The organism is Pseudomonas putida, assembly GCF_025905425.1.
In the GTDB taxonomy this organism is placed as follows: Bacteria; Pseudomonadota; Gammaproteobacteria; order Pseudomonadales; family Pseudomonadaceae; genus Aquipseudomonas; species Aquipseudomonas putida_AF.
Genome location: NZ_CP109603.1, coordinates 5,522,967 through 5,545,046 on the forward strand (window position 1 = coordinate 5,522,967; position 22,080 = coordinate 5,545,046).

17 protein-coding genes are annotated in these 22,080 nt (G+C 61.9%); 15 read left to right on the forward strand and 2 right to left on the reverse strand.

Features of this window, described 5'->3' with window-relative positions:
- Positions 1–51 precede the first annotated feature (51 nt).
- Both argE and argA read left to right on the forward strand, forming a co-directional pair.
- Positions 52–1,194 carry an acetylornithine deacetylase gene (argE, locus tag OGV19_RS24935; protein WP_264311096.1) on the forward strand — a complete coding sequence of 381 codons (1,143 nt, stop codon included), beginning with the start codon at positions 52–54 and terminating at the stop codon, positions 1,192–1,194.
- A gap of 124 nt (positions 1,195–1,318) precedes the next feature.
- Positions 1,319–2,617: an amino-acid N-acetyltransferase gene (gene argA, locus OGV19_RS24940; RefSeq protein WP_264311097.1), complete on the forward strand. Its 1,299-nt coding sequence runs from the start codon at positions 1,319–1,321 to the stop codon at positions 2,615–2,617.
- A 151-nt stretch (positions 2,618–2,768) separates the two neighbouring features.
- On the opposite strand, the gene OGV19_RS24945 is transcribed toward argA, so the two are convergent.
- On the reverse strand, positions 2,769–4,145 hold the full coding sequence (locus OGV19_RS24945; RefSeq protein WP_264311098.1) for a glutamine synthetase family protein: 1,377 nt from the start codon (positions 4,143–4,145) through the stop codon (positions 2,769–2,771).
- Positions 4,146–4,719: 574 nt separating this feature from the next.
- On the opposite strand from OGV19_RS24945, the gene OGV19_RS24950 reads away from it, so the two are divergent.
- From OGV19_RS24950 to OGV19_RS24980, 7 genes are all read left to right on the forward strand, one after another.
- The gene (locus tag OGV19_RS24950) at positions 4,720–6,078 is read left to right on the forward strand and encodes a glutamine synthetase family protein (RefSeq protein ID WP_264311099.1); all 1,359 of its coding nucleotides are present in this window, start codon (positions 4,720–4,722) and stop codon (positions 6,076–6,078) included.
- Positions 6,079–6,126: 48 nt separating this feature from the next.
- Complete coding sequence (locus OGV19_RS24955) at positions 6,127–7,488, forward strand: aspartate aminotransferase family protein (protein WP_264311100.1); 1,362 nt, start codon at positions 6,127–6,129, stop codon at positions 7,486–7,488.
- Between the two features lie 170 nt (positions 7,489–7,658).
- The gene (locus OGV19_RS24960; protein WP_264311101.1) at positions 7,659–8,756 is read left to right on the forward strand and encodes a polyamine ABC transporter substrate-binding protein; all 1,098 of its coding nucleotides are present in this window, start codon (positions 7,659–7,661) and stop codon (positions 8,754–8,756) included.
- 159 nt (positions 8,757–8,915) lie between these two features.
- Complete coding sequence (locus OGV19_RS24965) at positions 8,916–10,010, forward strand: polyamine ABC transporter substrate-binding protein (RefSeq protein ID WP_264311102.1); 1,095 nt, start codon at positions 8,916–8,918, stop codon at positions 10,008–10,010.
- Positions 10,011–10,082: 72 nt separating this feature from the next.
- Entirely contained in the window at positions 10,083–11,225 is a 1,143-nt protein-coding gene (gene potA, locus OGV19_RS24970) for a polyamine ABC transporter ATP-binding protein (RefSeq protein WP_264311103.1), read from the forward strand.
- The gene (locus OGV19_RS24975) at positions 11,222–12,142 is read left to right on the forward strand and encodes an ABC transporter permease subunit (RefSeq protein ID WP_264311104.1); all 921 of its coding nucleotides are present in this window, start codon (positions 11,222–11,224) and stop codon (positions 12,140–12,142) included. Before potA ends, OGV19_RS24975 begins: the two co-directional genes overlap by 4 nt.
- Positions 12,139–13,032, forward strand: coding sequence for an ABC transporter permease subunit (locus OGV19_RS24980; protein WP_264311105.1), 894 nt, complete (start codon positions 12,139–12,141; stop codon positions 13,030–13,032). The genes OGV19_RS24975 and OGV19_RS24980 overlap by 4 nt, the downstream gene beginning before the upstream one ends.
- Positions 13,033–13,160: 128 nt before the next feature.
- On the opposite strand, the gene OGV19_RS24985 is transcribed toward OGV19_RS24980, so the two are convergent.
- Positions 13,161–14,321, reverse strand: coding sequence for an AAA family ATPase (locus OGV19_RS24985; protein ID WP_264311106.1), 1,161 nt, complete (start codon positions 14,319–14,321; stop codon positions 13,161–13,163).
- 109 nt (positions 14,322–14,430) lie between these two features.
- Here OGV19_RS24985 and OGV19_RS24990 point away from each other — a divergent pair, with 109 nt between their 5' ends.
- From OGV19_RS24990 to cysT, 6 genes are all read left to right on the forward strand, one after another.
- Complete coding sequence (locus OGV19_RS24990) at positions 14,431–15,519, forward strand: efflux RND transporter periplasmic adaptor subunit (RefSeq protein ID WP_264311107.1); 1,089 nt, start codon at positions 14,431–14,433, stop codon at positions 15,517–15,519.
- Positions 15,516–16,583, forward strand: coding sequence for an efflux RND transporter periplasmic adaptor subunit (locus OGV19_RS24995; RefSeq protein WP_264311108.1), 1,068 nt, complete (start codon positions 15,516–15,518; stop codon positions 16,581–16,583). The genes OGV19_RS24990 and OGV19_RS24995 overlap by 4 nt, the downstream gene beginning before the upstream one ends.
- On the forward strand, positions 16,580–19,642 hold the full coding sequence (locus OGV19_RS25000) for an efflux RND transporter permease subunit (RefSeq protein ID WP_264311109.1): 3,063 nt from the start codon (positions 16,580–16,582) through the stop codon (positions 19,640–19,642). Before OGV19_RS24995 ends, OGV19_RS25000 begins: the two co-directional genes overlap by 4 nt.
- A 194-nt stretch (positions 19,643–19,836) precedes the next feature.
- On the forward strand, positions 19,837–20,019 hold the full coding sequence (gene oscA, locus OGV19_RS25005) for a sulfur starvation response protein OscA (protein WP_264311110.1): 183 nt from the start codon (positions 19,837–19,839) through the stop codon (positions 20,017–20,019).
- Between the two features lie 48 nt (positions 20,020–20,067).
- Positions 20,068–21,075 carry a sulfate ABC transporter substrate-binding protein gene (locus OGV19_RS25010; protein WP_264311111.1) on the forward strand — a complete coding sequence of 336 codons (1,008 nt, stop codon included), beginning with the start codon at positions 20,068–20,070 and terminating at the stop codon, positions 21,073–21,075.
- 186 nt (positions 21,076–21,261) lie between these two features.
- The gene (gene cysT / locus OGV19_RS25015; protein ID WP_186665492.1) at positions 21,262–22,080 is read left to right on the forward strand and encodes a sulfate ABC transporter permease subunit CysT; all 819 of its coding nucleotides are present in this window, start codon (positions 21,262–21,264) and stop codon (positions 22,078–22,080) included.

The window sequence follows — 22,080 nt, forward strand, 5'->3', positions numbered from 1 at the left end:
TCCAGACGGCAGATGGTCCTATGATGGGCAACGCTTCCGAGGAGTACGGGCATGCCGTTGCCGACGCTGAAAGACCAGTTCGCCGCTTTGATTGCCGCGCCTTCGGTCAGTTGTACCCAGCCTGCGCTGGATCAGTCCAATCGCCAGGTCATCGACCTGCTGGCCGGCTGGTTGGGTGACCTGGGTTTCACGTGCGACATCCAGCAGGTCAGCCCCGGCAAGTTCAACCTGCTGGCCAGCCGTGGCACCGGCCCGGGTGGCCTGGTGCTGGCGGGGCACAGCGACACCGTGCCCTACGACGAGCAACTGTGGTCGAGCGACCCGCTGAAGCTGACCGAAATCGATGGCCGCTGGGTAGGCCTGGGCAGTTGCGACATGAAGGGCTTCTTCGCCCTGGTCATCGAGGCCGTGCTGCCGTTGCTGGAGCATGACTTCAAACAGCCGCTGCTGATTCTCGCCACCTGCGACGAAGAAAGCTCCATGTCCGGCGCCCGTGCTCTGGCCGAGGCCGGCCAGCCGCTGGGCCGTGCCGCAGTCATCGGCGAGCCCACCGGCCTGCGGCCAATCCGCATGCACAAGGGCATCCTCATGGACCGCATCGACATCCTCGGGCGCAGCGGCCATTCATCGGACCCGACCCTGGGGCGCAGCGCCCTGGAAGCCATGCACGCGGTGATGGGCGAGCTGATGCAACTGCGCGGCCAATGGCAGCAGACCTACCGCAACCCACAGTTCACGGTGCCTACACCGACGATGAACTTCGGCTGCATCCATGGCGGTGACAACCCCAACCGCATCTGCGGCCAGTGCGCGCTGGAGTTCGACCTGCGGCCGTTGCCGGGGATGGATGTCGAGCAACTGCGGGCAGCGATCCGCCAGAAGCTGGTGCCCGTGGCGGAGCGCTTCGAGGTGCGCATCGACTATGCGCCGCTGTTCCCTGAAGTGCCCCCGTTCGAGCAGGCCGCGGACGCCGAGCTGGTACAAGTGGCCGAGCGCCTGACCGGTCACCGCGCCGAAGCGGTAGCGTTTGGCACCGAAGCGCCTTATCTTCAGCAGCTGGGCTGCCAGACCATCGTGCTGGGCCCTGGCGACATCGCCTGTGCCCATCAGCCTGGCGAGTACCTTGAAATGTCACGAATCGAGCCTACCGTGCGTCTATTACGTGACCTGATCCGGCACTATTGCCTGCACTAAACGTCCATTGAGCTTATTCGTTACTGCCTAGAGGAGACCGCGCGTGACCGCAAGCCTGTTCCGACGATGATCTTGAACGCCCCCTGTATCGCCGTTCTCCGTCCACTTATCCACAGGCCCTGTCATGCCCGACTACGTCAACTGGCTGCGTCATGCCTCCCCGTACATCAATGCCCATCGCGACTGCACGTTTGTGGTCATGCTCCCCGGTGATGGGGTGGAACACCCTAATTTCGGCAACATCGTCCACGACCTGGTGCTGCTGCACAGCCTTGGCGTGCGGCTGGTGCTGGTGCATGGCTCGCGCCCACAGATCGAAAGCCGTCTGGCCGAGCGTGGCCTGACCCCGCATTACCACCGTGGCATGCGCATCACTGATGCGGCGACCCTGGATTGTGTGATCGACGCCGTGGGCGCCCTGCGCCTGGCCATCGAAGCACGCCTGTCGATGGACATCGCCGCCTCGCCGATGCAGGGCTCGCGCCTGCGCGTGGCGTCCGGCAACCTGGTCACTGCCCGGCCGATCGGTGTGCTCGAAGGCGTGGACTACCACCACACCGGCGAAGTGCGCCGGGTCGATCGCAAAGGCATCAGCCGCTTGCTCGACGAACGCTCCATCGTGTTGCTGTCGCCGCTGGGTTACTCGCCCACCGGTGAAATCTTCAACCTGGCCTGCGAAGACGTCGCCACCCGCGCGGCCATCGAGCTGGGTGCCGACAAGCTGCTGCTGTTCGGCGCCGAGCCGGGCCTGCTGGATGAACAGGGCAAGCTGGTGCGTGAGCTACGCCCGCAGCAGGTTGCCCCGCATCTGCTGCGCCTGGGCAGTGACTACCAGGGCGAATTGTTGGATGCCGCCGCCGAGGCCTGCAAGGGGGGTGTGGCGCGTAGCCATATTGTCAGTTATGCCGAAGACGGCGCGCTGCTGACCGAGCTGTTCACCCGTGGTGGTGGCGGCACGCTGGTGTCCCAGGAGCAGTTCGAAGTGGTGCGTGAGGCGACCATTGAAGACGTTGGTGGCCTGTTGGAGCTGATCAGCCCGTTGGAAGAGCAGGGCATCCTGGTGCGCCGTTCGCGTGAGGTGCTGGAGCGGGAGATCGAGCAGTTCAGTGTGGTCGAGCGCGAGGGCATGATCATCGCGTGTGCGGCGTTGTACCCGATTGCCGATTCCGAGGCGGGCGAGCTGGCGTGCCTGGCGGTGAACCCGGAGTACCGGCATGGCGGGCGGGGTGATGAGTTGCTCGAGCGCATCGAGAGCCGCGCGCGGCAGATGGGGTTGAATACGCTGTTCGTGCTGACTACGCGCACCGCGCACTGGTTCCGCGAGCGTGGCTTTGCGCCCAGTGGCGTGGAGCGGATGCCGGCGGCGCGGGCATCGCTGTACAACTACCAGCGTAATTCGAAGATTTTCGAGAAATCGCTGTAAACCTGTAGCGGCCTCTTCGCGGGCAAGCCCGCTCCCACAGATAAGGTGCTGAACCAGCGGTCTACGGCATCTTGTGGGAGCGGGCTTGCCCCGCGAAGAAGGCAGCACGGACCTCAATGAAAAACGCCGCCCTGATGGGCGGCGTTTTCATTTACACCGTGTGCAGATACCAGTTGTACTCAAGGTCGGAGATCGAATGCTCGAACTCCTCCAGCTCGCTCTCCTTGCACGCGACAAAGATGTCGATGTACTTCGGATCGATGTACTTGTTGAGGATCTCGCTGTCGTCCAGCTCGCGCAGGGCATCGCGCAGGTTGTTCGGCAGGCTCTGCTCCAGCTGCTCGTACGAGTTGCCTTCGATCGGCGCGCCTGGCTCGACCTTGTTGGTCAGGCCGTGGTGCACGCCGGCCAGCACGGCCGCCATCATCAGGTACGGGTTGGCATCGGCACCGGCAACCCGGTGCTCGAGGCGCACGGCATCGGCAGAGCCGGTGGGCACACGCAGCGCCACGGTGCGGTTGTCCAGGCCCCAGCTCGGCGCATTCGGCACATAGAACTGCGCGCCAAAGCGACGGTACGAGTTGACGTTCGGGCAGAGGAACGCCATGGACGCGGGCAGGGTCTCGAGCACACCGCCGACAGCGTGACGTAACGCGGCGTTCTGCTCGGGATCCTCGCTGGTGAAGATGTTGTTACCTTCTTTGTCCAGCACGGAAATGTGAACGTGCAGGCCGTTGCCTGCCTGGCCCGGGTAGGGCTTGGCCATGAAGGTGGTGTCCATTTCATGGTCGTAGGCGATGTTCTTGATCAAGCGCTTGAGCAGCACCGCGTAGTCACAGGCCTTGAGCGGGTCGGCGACGTGGTGCAGGTTGACTTCGAACTGCGCCGGGGCGCTTTCCTTGACGATGGCGTCAGCTGGAATGCCCTGCTCTTTGGCACCTTCGAGGATGTCCTGCAGGCAGTCGGCGTATTCGTCGAGGTCGTCGATCAGGTACACCTGGGTCGACTGTGGGCGCTTGCCCGAGATCGGCGAGCGGGGCGGTTGTGGGCGGCCATTCACGTTCTCCTGGTCGATCAGGTAGAACTCCAGCTCGAACGCAGCGCAGATGGTCAGGCCCAGGTCGTCGAACTTGCTGACAACCTGACGCAACACTTCACGGGGGTCGGCGAAGAAAGGCTCGCCTTCGATCTCGTGCATGGTCATGAGCAGCTGTGCAGTGGGGCGTTTTTGCCACGGCTCGTTGCACAGCGTGTCGGGGATCGGATAGCAAATGCGGTCGGCGTCGCCGATGTCCAGGCCAAGGCCGGTGCTTTCGACGGTGGAACCGTTGATATCCAGGGCGAAAAGGGAGGCCGGCAGGTTGATGCCTTTCTCGTAAACCTTGTGGAGGCTGGTGCGCTCTATGCGCTTGCCGCGCACCACACCATTCATATCTGCAATCAGAAGGTCAACGTAGAGAACCTCAGGATGTTCCTTAAGGAACGCGTTCGCTTCGTTAAGCTGAACGGCACGCGGGGGTACCGACATGATGCAACACCTTTGTTGTTAAAAATATCAATCAAGGGGGGCTTGCAGGACCAGTCAATCGAAAACCCATACTGATGTCAAGCCAACCCCATGATGCCCTGAAATGGCACATCTACGGCAGATTTGCTGCATATCGGGGCGTGCCATTATCCGCTATTTACCGCGTGAAGGGCTATCTCAAGCTTGCCGTGTTTTATTTTTTACGGAGGTGTTGTGTAAAAAAATGAACAAGGCTAAGCTCGGTCACAACCCAAAACACAATAATACGAGGGTCATATGGTCCGCTTGTCGCGACCTGAAAGCGCTGCCTGCGCAGTGCAGTCGGGTATCCCTGTCGTTCATGCACGCATCGTCAACGGTGTGGCCGCCCTGGCCGCAATAATTGACGTTTGGCGCACCCGGACCCTCCCCCGTAGCGGCTTTACGCCCTTCGATTCGTCTTCCTGCCCTTCAAACTCATTACGGACACGCTTGTTTTCAGTGTATCCACTGTGCTCCTGCGTGGGGGTTTTTGCTTTAGCAATCTTCTCCATCCAGAATCAATGCGCGGACCACCTTACCTCCTGAGGTATTTATGAGTAACAACCTCGACCAGCTCACCGATTGGTTGAAAGAGCACAAGATCACCGAAGTCGAATGCATGATCAGTGACCTGACCGGCATCACGCGGGGCAAGATCTCGCCGACCAACAAGTTCATCGCCGAAAAAGGCATGCGCCTGCCCGAGAGCGTGCTGCTGCAGACCGTCACGGGCGACTACGTCGACGACGACATCTATTACGAACTGCTCGACCCGGCCGACATCGACATGATCTGCCGCCCCGACGAAGACGCCGTGTTCCTGGTGCCCTGGGCCATCGAGCCGACGGCGCAGGTGATCCACGACACCTACGACAAGAAGGGCAACCCGGTCGAACTGTCGCCGCGCAACGTGTTGAAGAAAGTGCTCAAGCTCTACACCGACAAAGGCTGGCAGCCGATCGTCGCGCCAGAGATGGAGTTCTACCTGACCAAGCGTAGCGAAGACCCGGACTTCCCGCTGCAGCCGCCGGTAGGCCGCTCGGGCCGCCCGGAAACTGGGCGGCAGTCGTTCTCGATCGAGGCCGCCAACGAATTCGACCCGCTGTTCGAGGACGTCTATGACTGGTGCGAACTGCAACAGCTGGACCTCGACACGCTGATCCACGAAGACGGCACGGCGCAGATGGAGATCAACTTCCGTCACGGCAACGCGCTGCACCTGGCCGACCAGATTTTGGTGTTCAAGCGCACCATGCGCGAGGCCGCGCTCAAGCACAACGTGGCCGCGACATTCATGGCCAAGCCCATGACCGGCGAGCCGGGCAGTGCCATGCACCTGCACCAGAGCGTGATCGACGTGGCCACCGGCAAGAACATCTTCAGCAACGAAGACGGCAGCATGAGCGAGCTGTTCCTGCACCACATCGGTGGCCTGCAGAAGTTCATCCCTGAGGCGCTGCCGCTGTTCGCCCCCAACGTCAACTCGTTCCGCCGCTTCCTGCCCGACACCTCGGCGCCAGTAAACGTCGAATGGGGCGAGGAGAACCGCACCGTCGGCCTGCGCGTGCCGGATGCCGGCCCACAAAACCGCCGGGTCGAGAACCGCCTGCCGGGCGCCGATGCCAACCCTTACCTGGCCATCGCCGCCAGCCTGCTGTGCGGCTACATCGGCATGGTCGAAGGCATCGAGGCCAGCGCACCGGTGCAGGGCCGCGGTTATGAGCGCCGCAACCTGCGCCTGCCGCTGACCATTGAAGACGCCCTGGAACGCATGGAAATCAGCCGCGCGCTGGTCCAGTACCTGGGCAAGAAGTTCATCACCGGCTACGTCGCCACCAAACGCGCCGAGCACGAAAACTTCAAACGCGTCATCAGTTCCTGGGAGCGTGAGTTCCTGCTGTTTGCTGTCTGATCAACCCTGGTGCCGCAGGAGCGCGGCTGTCGGATAACGGAGAAGCACATGAGCGTCAAAAACCCGCAAACCCGTGAATGGCAAACCCTGAGCGGCGAGCACCACCTCGCACCCTTCAGCGACTACAAACAGCTGAAGGCGAAGGGGCCGCGCATCATCACCAAGGCCCAGGGCGTGCATTTGTGGGACAGCGAGGGGAACAAGATCCTCGACGGCATGGCCGGCCTGTGGTGCGTGGCCGTCGGTTACGGTCGTGAAGAGCTGGTGCAGGCTGCCGAAAAGCAGATGCGCGAGCTGCCGTACTACAACCTGTTCTTCCAGACCGCTCACCCGCCAGCACTGGAGCTGGCCAAGGCGATCACCGACGTCGCGCCCGACGGCATGACCCATGTGTTCTTCACCGGCTCCGGCTCCGAAGGTAACGACACCGTGCTGCGCATGGTCCGTCACTACTGGGCGCTCAAGGGTAAACCGCATAAGCAGACCATCATCGGCCGCATCAACGGCTACCACGGCTCCACCTTCGCCGGTGCGTGCCTGGGTGGCATGAGTGGCATGCACGAGCAGGGCGGCCTGCCGATCCCGGGCATCGTGCACATCCCGCAGCCGTACTGGTTCGGCGAGGGCGGCGACATGAGCCCAGACGAATTCGGTGTGTGGGCTGCCGAGCAACTGGAGAAGAAAATCCTCGAAGTCGGCGAAGACAATGTCGCCGCCTTCATCGCCGAGCCGATCCAGGGCGCCGGCGGGGTGATCATTCCGCCAGAAACCTACTGGCCGAAGATCAAAGAGATCCTCGCCAAGTACGACATCCTGTTCGTGGCCGACGAAGTCATCTGCGGTTTCGGCCGCACCGGCGAGTGGTTCGGCTCCGACTACTACGACCTCAAGCCAGACCTGATGACCATCGCCAAGGGCCTGACCTCCGGTTACATCCCCATGGGCGGTGTGATCGTGCGTGACACCGTGGCCAAGGTGATCAGCGAAGGCGGCGACTTCAACCACGGCTTCACCTATTCCGGGCACCCGGTCGCGGCCGCGGTGGGCCTGGAAAACCTGCGCATTCTGCGCGACGAGCACATCGTCGAGCAGGCGCGCACGGAAGCGGCACCGTATTTGCAAAAGCGTTTGCGTGAGCTGCAAGACCACCCGCTGGTGGGTGAGGTACGCGGCCTGGGCCTGCTCGGCGCAATCGAGCTGGTCAAGGACAAAGCGACCCGCAGCCGTTACGAAGGCAAAGGCGTGGGCATGATCTGCCGCAACTTCTGCTTCGAGAACGGCCTGATCATGCGTGCGGTGGGTGACACCATGATCATCGCGCCGCCACTGGTGATCAGCCATGCAGAGATCGACGAGCTGGTGGAAAAGGCGCGTAAGTGCCTCGACCTGACCCTCGAAGCGATCAGATGAGCACCTGCTAGGCTAGCGTTGTGACATTAGTTGGTTACAAGGGGCTGCTTTCCTTGAAACAGCGCCTTGTAACTTGCCAGACTAGCGGCTGTTTCAGTCGCCCGACGCGTGTACTACGGGACCTGGCAGCTGAACGGATGGCTAATCAAAAAAAATCTGGAGCATGACGCATGAAGAAAATGGGCAAGACGTTGCTGGCCGCCGCCCTGATGGGTGCCATGGCGACCGCTGTTCAGGCTGAAGACAAGGTATTGAACGTCTACAACTGGTCGGATTACATCGCTCCGGACACCATCGCCAAGTTCGAGAAGCAGTCTGGCATCAAGGTCAAGTACGACGTATTCGACAGCAACGAAACCCTCGAAGCCAAACTGCTGGCGGGCAAGTCGGGCTATGACATCGTCGTGCCGTCCAACAACTTCCTGGCCAAGCAGATCAAGGCTGGCGTGTACGAGGAACTGGACCGTTCCAAACTGCCGAACTGGAAGAACCTCGACCCCGACCTGCTCAAGGCCGTTGGCGATGCCAGCGACAAGGACAACAAGCACGCCTTCCCGTACATGTGGGGCTCCATCGGCATTGGCTACAACCCAGAGAAAGTCAAGGCCGCGCTGGGCGTGGACAAGATCGATTCGTGGGACGTGGTGTTCAAGCCTGAGAACATCGCCAAGCTCAAGAGCTGCGGCGTAAGCTTCCTCGACGCCCCGACCGAAATGCTGCCGGCCGCGCTGCACTACCTCGGCCTGCCAAGCAATAGCACCAAGAAGGAAGACCTGAAGGCCGCTGAGGACCTGTTCCTCAAAATCCGTCCTTCGATCACCTACTTCCACTCGTCCAAGTACATCGGCGACATGGCCAACGGCGACATCTGCGTGGCCGTCGGTTACTCGGGTGACCTGGAGCAGTCCAAGGCCCGCGCCCACGAAGCCGGCGACAAGGTCAAAGTGGACTACGTCATTCCCAAAGAAGGTGCCGGTACCTTCTACGACATGGTCGCCATCCCGAAAGATGCCGAGCATAAAGACGCTGCCTACCAGTTCATGGACTTCCTGATGCAGCCAGAAATCATGGCTGAAATCACCAACGCCGTGCGCTTCCCGAACGGCAACGCTGCTGCCACCCCGTTCGTGGACAAGGACATCACCAGCGACCCGAGCATCTACCCGCCTGCCGAAGTGAAGAAGCAGCTGTACGCGATTGCTGCGCCTGACGCTTCTGTGCAGCGTGTGATTACCCGCAGCTGGACCAAGATCAAGTCGGGCAAGTAAGCCTGATGCGAGGCCCTCTGGGCCGGGGTTGCCCGGCCCAGAGGCGGTGAAAGGCAATTGATGATTGCGGCATCGAAGCTGCGAAGGTAAGTTGCGCGCCGGTTTTGCGTGTGCGGCCCTATTGCCGCTACCCATGCACTGATTGTGAGGACCACCCACTTGTCTATTTCTGTATTACGCAAGGCCTTGATGGCTGGAGCGGGCCTGACGCTGGCATGCAGCGTCCAAGCGGCGCCTACGGTGCATTTCTACAACTGGTCCGACTATATCGGCCCGACCACACTCGCGGACTTCGAGAAGGCAACGGGTATCAAGCCCGTGCAGGATGTTTTCGATTCCAACGAAACCCTGGAAGGCAAGCTGCTGGCCGGCAACACCGGCTATGACGTGGTGGTGCCGTCCAACCATTTCCTGGGCAAGCAGATCAAGGCGGGCGCGTTCCAGAAGCTCGACAAGGGCCTGCTGCCCAATTATTCCAACCTGGATCCGGCCCTGATGAAGCGCCTGGAAAAGAACGATCCGGGCAACCAGTACGCCGTGCCTTACCTGTGGGGCACCAACGGCATTGGTTACAACGTTGAAAAGGTCAAGGCCGCGCTGGGCGTCGACACCATCGACTCCTGGGCCGTGCTGTTCGAACCCGAGAACATGAAGAAGCTCTCCAAGTGCGGCGTGGCCTTCCTCGACTCGGCGGACGAAATGCTCCCCGCAGTGCTCAACTACATGGGGCTGGACCCCAACAGCAGCAACCCCAAGGACTATCAGGCTGCCGAGCAGAAGTTGCTGGCGGTACGCCCGTACGTGACCTACTTCCACTCGTCCAAGTACATCACCGACCTTGCCAACGGCGACATCTGCGTCGCGGCGGGCTTCTCTGGCGATATCTTCCAGGCCAAGGCCCGTGCGGAAGAAGCCAAGAAGGGCGTGAACCTGGCGTATGCGATTCCCAAGGAAGGCGGCAACCTCTGGTTCGACGTGCTGGCGATCCCCAAGGACGCCAAGAACGTCAAAGAGGCCCATGCCTTCATCAACTATTTGCTGAAACCTGAGGTTATCGCCCAGGTCAGTGATTACGTCGGTTACGCCAACCCGAACCCCAAGGCTGGCGACCTGATGGACCAGGCCGTGAGGACTGACGCCGCGGTGTACCCACCGCAGGAAGTGCTGGACAAGATGTTCGTCAACAGTGAGTTGCCGCCCAAGGTGCAACGTTTGATGACCCGTAGCTGGACCAAGGTCAAGTCGGGCAAGTAACCATCCAGGCCCGCCGCGGCCCCCTGCAGAACAGGTTGCGCGGGTACACAAATCTTGTTGGGAGTTTCACTCATGGCAGTTGCCTCCGGTGCCTATAAGAAAGCCCTCGAGGGTGGCCAGCAACCCAAGCAGGTGCTGGTCAAGATCGACCGGGTCACGAAAAAGTTCGACGAAACGGTAGCGGTGGACGATGTGTCCCTGGAAATCCGCAAGGGCGAGATCTTCGCCCTGCTGGGTGGCTCCGGCTCCGGCAAATCGACCTTGCTGCGTATGCTGGCCGGTTTCGAGCGTCCGACCGAAGGGCGGATCATGCTCGATGGCGTCGACATCACCGACATGCCGCCCTATGAGCGGCCGATCAACATGATGTTCCAGTCCTACGCGCTGTTCCCGCACATGACCGTGGCGCAGAACATCGCCTTCGGCCTGCAGCAGGACAAGCTGCCCAAGGCCGACATCGACGCCCGTGTGGCCGAGATGCTCAAGCTGGTGCACATGACCCAGTACGCCAAGCGCAAGCCGCACCAGCTTTCGGGTGGCCAGCGTCAGCGTGTGGCCCTGGCCCGCTCGCTGGCCAAACGCCCGAAACTGCTGTTGCTTGATGAGCCAATGGGCGCTCTGGACAAAAAGCTGCGTTCGCAAATGCAGCTTGAACTGGTGGAAATCATTGAGCGCGTGGGTGTGACCTGCGTGATGGTGACCCACGACCAGGAAGAGGCCATGACCATGGCCCAGCGCATCGCCATCATGCACCTGGGTTGGATCGCCCAGATCGGCTCGCCGGTGGATATCTACGAGACCCCGACCAGCCGCCTGGTGTGCGAGTTCATCGGCAACGTCAACCTGTTCGAGGGTGAAGTGGTCGACGACGCCGAAGGCCACGCGATCATTGCCAGCCCAGAACTTGAGCGCAAGATCTACGTCGGCCACGGCATCACCACCTCGGTCGAAGACAAGCACATCACCTACGCGCTGCGCCCGGAGAAAATGCTGGTCACCACCCAACAGCCGACCTGCGAGCACAACTGGTCGCGCGGCAAGGTCCACGACATTGCCTACCTGGGTGGCCACTCGGTGTTCTACGTCGAGCTGCCGAGCGGCAAGGTAGTGCAGTCGTTCGTCGCCAACGCCGAGCGCCAGGGCACCCGTCCGACCTGGGGCGATGAAGTGTACGTGTGGTGGGAAGACGACAGCGGCGTGGTACTGCGGTCATGAAACTGCGCAAGCTCAAGCGAGCCTTCCAGCGCTTGACCCCGGAGGGGCGGCACCTGGTGATCGGCGTGCCGTTCATCTGGCTGTTCCTGTTCTTCATGCTGCCGTTCTTCATCGTGTTGAAGATCAGCTTCGCCGAAGCCGACGTGGCGATCCCGCCGTATACCGAGATCTACAGCTACGTCGAAGACAAGATCCAGCTGGTGCTCAACCTGGCCAACTACGGCCTGTTGACCGAAGACGAGCTGTACATCTCGGCCTACCTGGGCTCGTTGAAGATGGCCTTCTTCAGCACCTTGTTGTGCCTGTTGATCGGCTACCCGATGGCCTATTCCATCGCCAACGCCCGCAAAGAGTCGCAGACCGTTCTGCTGCTGCTGATCATGATGCCGACCTGGACGGCGATCCTGATCCGCGTCTACGCCTGGATGGGCATCCTCAGCAACAACGGGCTGCTTAACAGCTTCCTGATGTGGCTGGGGCTGATCGACCAGCCATTGCAGATCCTCAATACCAACCTGGCGGTGTACATCGGCGTGGTCTATTCGTACCTGCCGTTCATGATCCTGCCGCTCTATGCCAACCTGGTGAAGCACGACCCGAGCCTGTTGGAAGCCGCATCGGACCTGGGTTCGAGCACCTTCAACAGCTTCTGGAAGATCACCGTGCCGCTGTCGAAAAACGGCATCATCGCCGGCTGCATGCTGGTGTTCATCCCGGTGGTGGGTGAGTTCGTGATCCCAGAACTGCTGGGCGGCCCGGAAACGCTAATGATCGGTAAGGTGCTGTGGCAAGAGTTCTTCAACAACCGTGACTGGCCGGTGGCGTCCGCGCTGGCGGTGGTGATGCTGGCGATCCTGATCGTGCCGATCCTGCTGTTCAACCGCAGCCAGGCCAAAGAAATGGAGGGCAGGGCATGAAGCGCTTCAGTTTTTCCAAGCTGATGCTGGTGCTCGGCTTGCTGTTCATCTACCTGCCGATGCTGATCCTGGTGATCTACTCGTTCAACGCCTCCAAGCTGGTGACGGTGTGGGGTGGCTGGTCAGTCAAGTGGTACGTCGGCCTACTCGATAACACCCAGTTGATGGGGTCGGTGATGCGCTCGCTGGAAATCGCCTGCTACACGGCGGTGGCCGCGGTGGCGCTGGGTACCCTGGCGGCCTTCGTGCTGACCCGGGTCACCCGCTTCAAGGGCCGCACGCTGTTCGGTGGCCTGGTCACCGCCCCGCTGGTGATGCCCGAAGTGATCACCGGTCTGTCGCTGTTGCTGCTGTTCGTGGCCATGGCACAGATGATCGGCTGGCCGCAGGAGCGTGGCATCGTCACCATCTGGATCGCCCACACCACGTTCTGTGCGGCGTACGTGGCGGTGGTGGTGTCGGCGCGCTTGCGTGAGCTGGACCTGTCGATCGAGGAAGCGGCGATGGACCTGGGTGCCAAGCCGTGGAAGGTGTTCTTCCTGATCACCATCCCGATGATCGCGCCATCGCTGGCGGCGGGCGGCATGATGTCGTTTGCCCTGTCGCTGGATGACCTGGTACTGGCCAGCTTCGTGTCAGGGCCAGGCTCGACCACCTTGCCGATGGAAGTGTTCTCGGCGGTGCGCCTGGGTGTGAAGCCTGAGATCAACGCCGTGGCCAGCCTGATCCTACTGTCGGTGTCGTTGGTGACCTTCATGGTCTGGTACTTCAGCCGCCGCGCTGAAGAGCACCGTCGCAAGGCGATCCAGCAGGCCATCGAAGAAGGGGCCGCGGCGAATGTGTCGCAGCCGCAGGTCAAGCGCCCGACGGCAGCTGCTGCGTCGGCCTGACCCAGCCTGGGGCCGCTTTGCGGCCCTTCGCGGGGCAAGCCCGCTCCCACAGGTACACCACAGGCCTCAGGCTTGTGGATATCCCTGTGGGAGCGGGCTTGCCCGCGAAGAGGCCAGTAAATCCTCCCTCAATCGGGCCAATGCCAAGCCGGTTCATCCAGCATCCCCTGCCCAACGATCATCGTCTGGCCCAGCACTTTCTCCAGCCGAATCGCATTGCACCCCTCATCCTCTTCCAACGCCGCCACCAACCGTGGCGCATGCGATACCACCCACACCTGGCACTGCTGCGAAGCCCGCCGAATCAGCCGCGCCAGCGCTGGCAGCAAATCTGGATGCAAACTGGTCTCCGGTTCGTTGAGCACCATCATGCTCGGCGGCCTGGGCGTCAGCAGTGCCGCGACCAGTAGCAGGTAGCGCAAGGTGCCATCGGACAGTTCTGCGGCAGTCAACGGCCGCAACAGCCCCGCTTGCTGAAAACGCAGGCTGAACAGGCCACCGGGTGTCGCATCGATGCCCACTTGCGAGCCGGGAAAGGCGTCGCTGATCGCTGCCTGCAGCGCTTCGAAATCGCCGATCTCCTGGATGGTCTGCAACGCCGCCGCCAGGTCACGGCCGTCGTGGTGCAGCACCGGCGTGCGGGTGCCGAGGCGCGAATGGCGTGCCGGCGCTTCGGGGTCGGTACGGAAATGATCATAGAAGCGCCAGCTGCGGATCTGCTCGCGCAGGTGCAGCACTTCAGGTGAGCCTTGCACGCTACCAACCTGGTCAAACAGGCTGTCGAACTCGGTCAAGTGCTGGCTCATGACCTGCCACTGGCGCCCCTCCCGGGCGCGCACCATGGCCGCGCTGCGCTCCACCAGCAGGCTGGCAGGGCGGCATACGGGGCCGGCCCAGATCGCTTCATGCTTGATCTGTGGGTCCAGGGAAAACATCGACCGGCTCGGCTCAGGTAGCCCCAGGCCAATGGCATAACCAAAGTCTTCGTCGGTAAAGCCCATTTTCAGGCGCCTCACCTGCTGGCGCGGCCCGCCTTGCACCGGTACCTCGCCCTTGAGCATGCGGCGGCTGATTTTTTCAGGCCCGGCATGGAACGTCGACTCCAACCCACCCTCGGCGGCCAAGGCATTGACCACCCCACCGCGCGCCGTCTCGGCGAGCAAGCGCAGGGCCTTGTACAGGTTGGACTTGCCGCTGCCATTGGCACCGGTAATCACGTTGAGCCGGCCCAGCGGCAAGACCAGCTGGTTGATCGAACGGTAGTTGGCGATGGCCAGGGTCGTGAGCATGGGGCGCTTCCGTGTGCGGGCGAACAGGCAGTATCGCCGTTTGCTAAACCCTGAACTACGCTAACAGTCGCATTCCTCGAACCATTTTGCGCGCAAGCAAGGAGCCCGCATGACGTTGAGGCGTCTTCAGTCGGCCGTTTGCCTAGGGTTGCTGTTTATGTTGTCGGGGTGCGAGAAGGAAGTCTCGAGCCCGGAACTGCCCAGGGTTGGCGTGTTGCAAGTACAACCCACCGATTTCGCGGCCAGGGTCACTCTGACCGGCGACGTGCAGGCGCGGGTGCAAACCGATTTGTCGTTCCGTGTGGGCGGCAAGATCATCTCGCGCAGCGTCGATGTGGGCGATCACGTCAAGGCCAACCAGGTGCTGGCACGGCTGGACCCGAAAGACCTGCAGAACAACGTCGATTCGGCCAAGGCAGAAGTGTTCGCCGCCCAGGCGCGCGTGACGCAGACGGCTGCGGCCTTCGTGCGTCAGCAAAAACTCTTACCCAAGGGCTACACCAGCCAGAGCGAGTACGACTCCGCCGAAGCCGCGCTGCGCAGCAACCAGAGCGCGCTCAAAGCCGCGCAGGCGCAGTTGGCCAACGCCAATGAACAGTTGAGCTACACCGCGCTGGTGTCCGAGGCCGCTGGCGTGATCACCGAGCGCCAGGCCGAAGTCGGGCAAGTGGTGCAGGCGACCATGCCGATCTTCGGCTTGGCCGCCGATGGCGACCGCGATGCGGTGTTCAACGTCTATGAATCGTTGCTGGTGGCGCCGCCAAGCGATGCCGGGGTGATCGTGAAGCTGCTCGATGACCCCAAGGTGCAGGCGCAAGGGTTTGTTCGCGAAGTGACGCCGACTGTTTCGGCCCAAAGTGGCACGGTGCAGGTCAAGGTCGGCCTGCGTGACGTGCCGCCCGGCATGCAGCTGGGCTCGCCAGTAACGGCCACTGCCAATACCCAAGGGCGCTCCAGCATCGAGCTGCCCTGGTCGGCCTTGACCAAGGCGCTGCATGAGCCTGCCGTATGGGTCGTGGGTGAGGGTGACAAGGTCGAACTGCGCAAGGTTGACGTCGCGCGCTACCTCACCGGCAAGGTCGTGGTCGCCAGCGGCATCAAAGGCGGCGAAATCGTCGTCGTCAATGGCGGGCAGTTGCTGCACCCGGGCATGCAGGTGGAAAAAATCGATCAGAAGGCCGGGGGGGATGCGCCATGAAGCGTTTGCTGCTGATGCTCCCGGTCGGGCTGCTGCTTGTTGCCTGCAGCAGTGAAGAGAAGGTCGTAGAGCCTGTACGGCCGGTGCTTTCGATGAAGGTCGAGCCGCAGGTGCAAGCGCAACTCGGGCGCTTTGCCGGCAGCATTCAGGCGCGCTTCGAGAGCACCTTGGGCTTTCGCGTGTCCGGGCGTATCGCGCGGCGCTGGCTCGATGTGGGCGCCCAGGTAAAGCCAGGCGACACGTTGGCCACCCTCGACCCCACCGACCAGCAGAACCAATTGCGCGCCGCTGAAGGCGATCTGGCCAAGGTTCAGGCGCAATGGATAAACGCCCAGGCCGACGCGCGCCGCCAGCAGCAGCTGTACGACCGCGGTGTCGGCGCCCAGGCCCAGTTGGACATTGCCCAGACCAACCTGAAAACCACCGGTGCGGCGCTGGAGCAGGCACGCTCGGCGCTTAGCCAAGCGCGTGACCAACTCGACTACAGCACCCTGCGCACCGACCACGCGGCAGTGATCACTGCCTGGCAGGCCGAAGCCGGGCAAACGGTAACGGCGGGCCAGGCGGTCGTCACCCTGGCCCGGCCAGACGTCAAGGAAGCTGTTATCGACCTGCCGATCGGCCTGGCCGAGCAACTCGACAAGGGCCTCACCTTCACCGTGGCCTCGCAGCTCGACCCAAGCATCAACACCACGGCCTCGTTGCGTGAGCTGGAGCCCCAAGCTGACGCCACCACGCGCACCCGGCGCGCACGCCTGACCCTGGCCAGCACGCCAGCGGCCTTCCACCTTGGCACGGCGATCAGTGTGAGCCTGAGCTCGGCGGTCACGCCGCGCAGTGAACTGCCGCTGAGCGCCTTGCTCGAACGCAACGGCAAGACCCAGGTGTGGGTGATCGACACACAGCAGAAAACCGTGGCGACCCGGGATGTGGCCTTGATCGACCGCACCAGCGAGCACATCGTCCTCGCCTCCGGGGTACAGCCAGGCGAGCGCGTGGTGACTGCCGGCGTTAACAGCCTCAAGCCTGGCCAGAAGGTCACCTTCGACGAGGATGCGCAATGAAAGGAAGCTTCAACCTGTCCGAATGGGCACTCAAGCATCAATCGTTCGTCTGGTACCTGATGTTCGTCGGCTTGCTGATGGGGATCTTCTCGTACTTCAACCTTGGCCGTGAAGAAGACCCGTCATTCACCATCAAGACCATGGTCATCCAGACCCGCTGGCCCGGTGCAACCCAGGACGAGACGCTGTACCAGGTCACCGACCGCATCGAGAAGAAGCTCGAAGAGCTGGACTCGCTCGACTACACCAAAAGCTACACCCGCCCTGGCGAGTCCACTGTCTACGTCTATTTGCGCGACACCACCAAGGCCAAGGACATCCCGGACATCTGGTACCAGGTGCGCAAGAAGATCCAGGACATCCGCGGCCAGTTCCCCGAGGGCATCCAAGGCCCGGCGTTCAACGACGAATTCGGTGATGTATTCGGTTCGATCTACGCCTTTACCTCCGATGGCCTGACCTTGCGGCAACTGCGTGACTACGTGGAACAGGCCCGTGCTGAAGTGCGCGAAGTGCCCAACATCGGCAAGATCGAGTTGGTCGGCACCCAAGATGAAGTGCTGTACCTGAACTTCTCCACCCGCAAACTGGCGGCCCTGGGCATTGACCAGCGTCAGGTCATGCAGGCGTTGCAATCGCAGAACGCGGTAACGCCGGCAGGGGTGATCGAAGCGGGACCTGAGCGTATTTCGGTACGCACCACCGGGCAGTTCGCGTCGGAAAAGGACCTGGAAACCGTCAACCTGAGGATCAACGACCGCTTCTTCCGCCTTGCCGACATTGCCGATATCGAGCGCGGCTACGTCGACCCGCCGTCACCGATGTTCCGCTACAACGGCCAGACCGCCATTGGCCTTGCCATCGGCATGAAGGCGGGCGGTAACATCCAGGTGTTCGGCGCTGCGCTGAAGAAGAAAATGGACAGCGTGATCACCGACCTGCCGGTGGGGGTGGGTGTGCACACCGTGTCCGATCAGGCTGTGGTGGTCAAACAAGCCGTGGGCGGCTTTACCAGTGCGCTGTTCGAGGCGGTGGTGATCGTGCTGGCGGTGAGCTTCGTCAGCCTCGGCGTGCGTGCCGGGCTGGTGGTGGCCTGCTCGATCCCGCTGGTACTGGCCATGGTCTTCGTGTTCATGGAGTACAGCGGCATCACCATGCAGCGGATTTCGCTGGGCGCCTTGATCATCGCCCTGGGCCTGTTGGTGGACGATGCGATGATCACCGTGGAGGTGATGGTCACGCGCCTGGAAATGGGCGAGAGCAAGGAGCAGGCCGCGACCTTCGCCTACACCTCGACGGCATTCCCGATGCTGACCGGTACCCTGGTGACGGTGGCCGGCTTCGTGCCGATCGGGCTCAACGCCAGCTCGGCAGGCGAGTACACCTACACCCTGTTTGCGGTGATCGCCGTGGCGTTGATCGTGTCGTGGGTGGTGGCGGTGTTCTTCGCCCCGGTGCTGGGCGTGCATATTCTCAGCAGCAAGGTCAAACCGCACGAGGCCGAGCCAGGGCGAATCGGCAAGGCATTCGAGGGCGGCCTGCTGTGGTGCATGCGCAATCGCTGGCTGACCATCATCGGCACGGTGTTGCTGTTCGCGCTGGCGATTTTCTGCGAGCGGTTCGTGCAGAACCAGTTCTTCCCTTCATCCGACCGGCCAGAAATTCTCGTCGACCTCAACCTGCCGCAGAACGCCTCCATCGAGGAGACGCGCAAGGTGGTTGACCGGCTGGAGGCCAGGATCAAAGACGACCCCGACCTGGTGCGCTGGAGTACATACATCGGCCAGGGCGCGATCCGCTTCTACCTGCCCCTCGACCAGCAGTTGCAGAACCCGTACTACGCCCAGCTGGTGATCGTCAGCAAAGGCTTCGAAGAACGTCAGGGCATGATGGATCGCTTGCAGAAACTGCTGCGTGAAGAGTTCGTCGGCATCGGCACCAACGTGCAATCGCTGGAGATGGGCCCGCCCGTGGGGCGGCCGATCCAGTACCGGGTCAGCGGCCAGGACATCGACCAGGTGCGCAAGCACGCCATCGAGCTGGCCACGTTGCTCGACGCCAACGAGCACATCGGCGAGATGATCTACGACTGGAACGAGCCGGGTAAGGTGCTGCGTATCGAGATTGCCCAGGACAAGGCGCGCCAGCTGGGGTTGTCGTCCGAAGATGTGGCCAACGTGATGAACAGCATCGTCACCGGCGTACCCATTACCCAGGTCAACGACAACATCTACCTGGTCAACGTGGTCGCCCGCGCCGAGGACAGCGAGCGGGGTTCGCCCGACACCTTGCAGAACCTGCAGATCGTCAGCCCCAATGGCACCTCGATACCGCTGTTGGCGTTCGCCACGGTGCGTTACGAGCTGGAGCAGCCGCTGGTCTGGCGGCGTGATCGCAAGCCGACCATCACCATCAAGGCGTCGGTCAATGGCGACATCCAGCCCACCGACCTGGTGGCCCAGCTCAAGCCCAAGATCGACGAATTTGCCAGCAAACTGCCGGTCGGTTTCGAGGTGGCGACCGGCGGTACGGTGGAGGAGAGCGCCAAGGCCCAGGGGCCGATCCGCAAGGTTATCCCGCTGATGCTGTTCCTTATGGCGACTTTCCTGATGATCCAGCTGCACAGCGTGCAGAAGCTGTTCCTGGTGGTCAGCGTGGCGCCGTTGGGGTTGATCGGTGTGGTACTGGCACTGGTACCAACGGGCACGCCGATGGGCTTTGTGGCGATTCTCGGGATTCTGGCCCTGGCCGGTATCATCATTCGCAACTCGGTGATTCTGGTGACCCAGATCGACGAGTTCGAAGCCCAGGGGCTGTCGCCGTGGGATGCGGTGGTGGAGGCCACCAACCACCGGCGGCGGCCGATCTTGCTGACGGCGGCGGCAGCCAGCCTGGGCATGATCCCGATTGCCCGAGAGGTGTTCTGGGGGCCGATGGCCTACGCCATGATTGGCGGGATCATCGTGGCCACCTTGCTGACGCTGCTGTTCCTGCCGGCCTTGTATGTGGCCTGGTACAAAATCCGCGAGCCTGAACACAGTAGCAAAACCCAACACTGAACCCTGTGGGAGCGGGCTTGCCCGCTCCCACAGAGGCCTTTTGTCGCCTACACAATCCTGGTTTGATTTTGGTTATATAAACATTCTTAAACAGTATTTTTAAGAATATCCGCGCCTCACTACTATTGCCCTCAAGCCAGGCGCAAATCCCCTTCAAACCTCTGCCCGGCACCCTCACTCCAAGGAGAACGAGCATGAGTGCATCTCTGCGTAGCATCGACGGTCAGGACGAAGCCACCATTCTGCGTGAGATCCAGAGCGCCCTGCGCGATCTGCGTTTCGGTGCGGTGGAGATTACCGTGCACAACGCTCAGGTCGTACAGATCGAGCGCAAGGAGAAGTTCCGCCTGCAACAGCCCGGCCACAAGCCCGGCTGATCGCGCCACACTTTTAAAACTAGAAAAATGCCAATCGGGAGCTTCACCATGTCCATCCGCCGTTATGCGCTTGCCGCTCTGGCCAGTGCTGTTTTTGCCGGTTCCGCAATCGCCAAGGACTACGAACTGCTGAACGTGTCCTACGACCCGACTCGTGAGTTGTATCAACAGTACAACGCCGAATTCATCAAGCACTGGCAGCAGTCCCACCCGGACGACAAGGTGAAGATCCAGCAATCCCACGGTGGCTCGGGCAAACAGGGCCGCGCGGTGATCGATGGCCTGCGCGCCGACGTGGTGACCCTGGCCCTGGCCGGCGACATCGACGAAATCGCCAAGCTCGGCAAGACCCTGCCGGACAACTGGCAGACCCGCCTGCCGGACGCTAGCACCCCGTACACCTCGACCATCGTGTTCCTGGTGCGCAAGGGCAACCCGAAAGGCATCAAGGACTGGGGCGACCTGATCAAGAAAGACGTCTCGGTCATTACCCCGAACCCGAAAACCTCAGGCGGTGCGCGCTGGAACTTCCTCGCCGCCTGGGCCTACGGCCTGAAGACCGGCGGTAGCGAAGACAAGGCCAAGGCCTACGTGCAGGAGCTGTTCAAGCACGTACCGGTGCTCGATACCGGCGCCCGTGGCTCAACCATCACCTTCGTCAACAACGGCCAGGGCGATGTCCTGCTGGCCTGGGAAAACGAAGCCTTCCTGGCGCTGAAGGAAGACGGTGGCGCAGACAAGTTCGACATCGTCGTGCCGTCGCTGTCGATCCTGGCCGAGCCACCGGTGGCCGTGGTCGACAAGAACGCCGAGAAGAAGGGCAATACCGCGATTGCCACCGAATACCTCAAGTACCTGTACAGCCCGGCTGGCCAGAAAATCGCCGCCGAGAACTTCTACCGGCCACGTGACGAGAAAGTCGCTGCCGAATTTGGCAAGCAATTCCCGAAACTGGACCTGGTAACCATCGACAAGGACTTCGGTGGCTGGAAGACTGCACAACCTAAGTTCTTCAATGATGGTGGTGTGTTCGACCAGATCTATCAGGCACAGTAAGCGGTTATGGAAAAGCGGGGCCGCTGTGCGGCCCATTCGCGGCACAAGGCCGCTCCCACAAGGAACCGGGCTCCCCTGTGGGAGCGGCCTTGTGCCGCGAATGGGCTGCAAAGCAGCCCCAAGATTCAGAAGCCTGCACCGGCCTGGGATTGATCCCGGGCTTCGTGCGTTCAACCAGGGATATTTATGTCACGTCGCATTTCCCCCGTCATACCCGGCTTCGGGCTGACGCTGGGCTACACCTTGGTGTACCTCAGCCTGATTGTGCTGATACCGCTGGCGGCCATGTTCATCCATGCCTCGCAGCTGACCTGGGAGCAGTTCTGGAACATCATCAGTGCGCCGCGGGTGATCGCCGCGCTCAAGCTGAGTTTCGGCACTGCCCTGTTCGCCGCCATCATCAATGGCGTGATCGGCACGCTGTTGGCCTGGGTGCTGGTGCGCTACACCTTCCCCGGCCGCAAGATCATCGACGCGATGATCGACCTGCCATTCGCCTTGCCTACCGCCGTTGCCGGTATCGCCCTGACCGCCCTGTACGCCCCGGCGGGTTGGGTTGGCCAGTTTGCTACCGACCTGGGCTTCAAGATCGCCTACACACCGCTGGGCATCACCTTGGCGCTGACCTTCGTCACGCTGCCGTTCGTGGTGCGCACGGTGCAGCCGGTATTGGCCGACATCCCGCGTGAAGTCGAAGAGGCCGCCGCCTGCCTGGGCGCGAAACCGCTGCAGGTGTTCCGCCACGTGCTGGCGCCCGCGCTGCTGCCCGCCTGGCTGACCGGCTTTGCCCTGGCCTTCGCCCGTGGGGTGGGTGAATATGGTTCGGTGATCTTCATTGCTGGCAACATGCCGATGAAGACCGAAATCCTGCCGCTGCTGATCATGGTCAAGCTCGACCAGTACGACTACACCGGCGCGACCGCCATCGGCGTGCTGATGCTGGTGGTTTCCTTCATCCTGCTGCTGCTGATCAACCTGCTGCAGCGCCGCATCGAAACCCCTTGA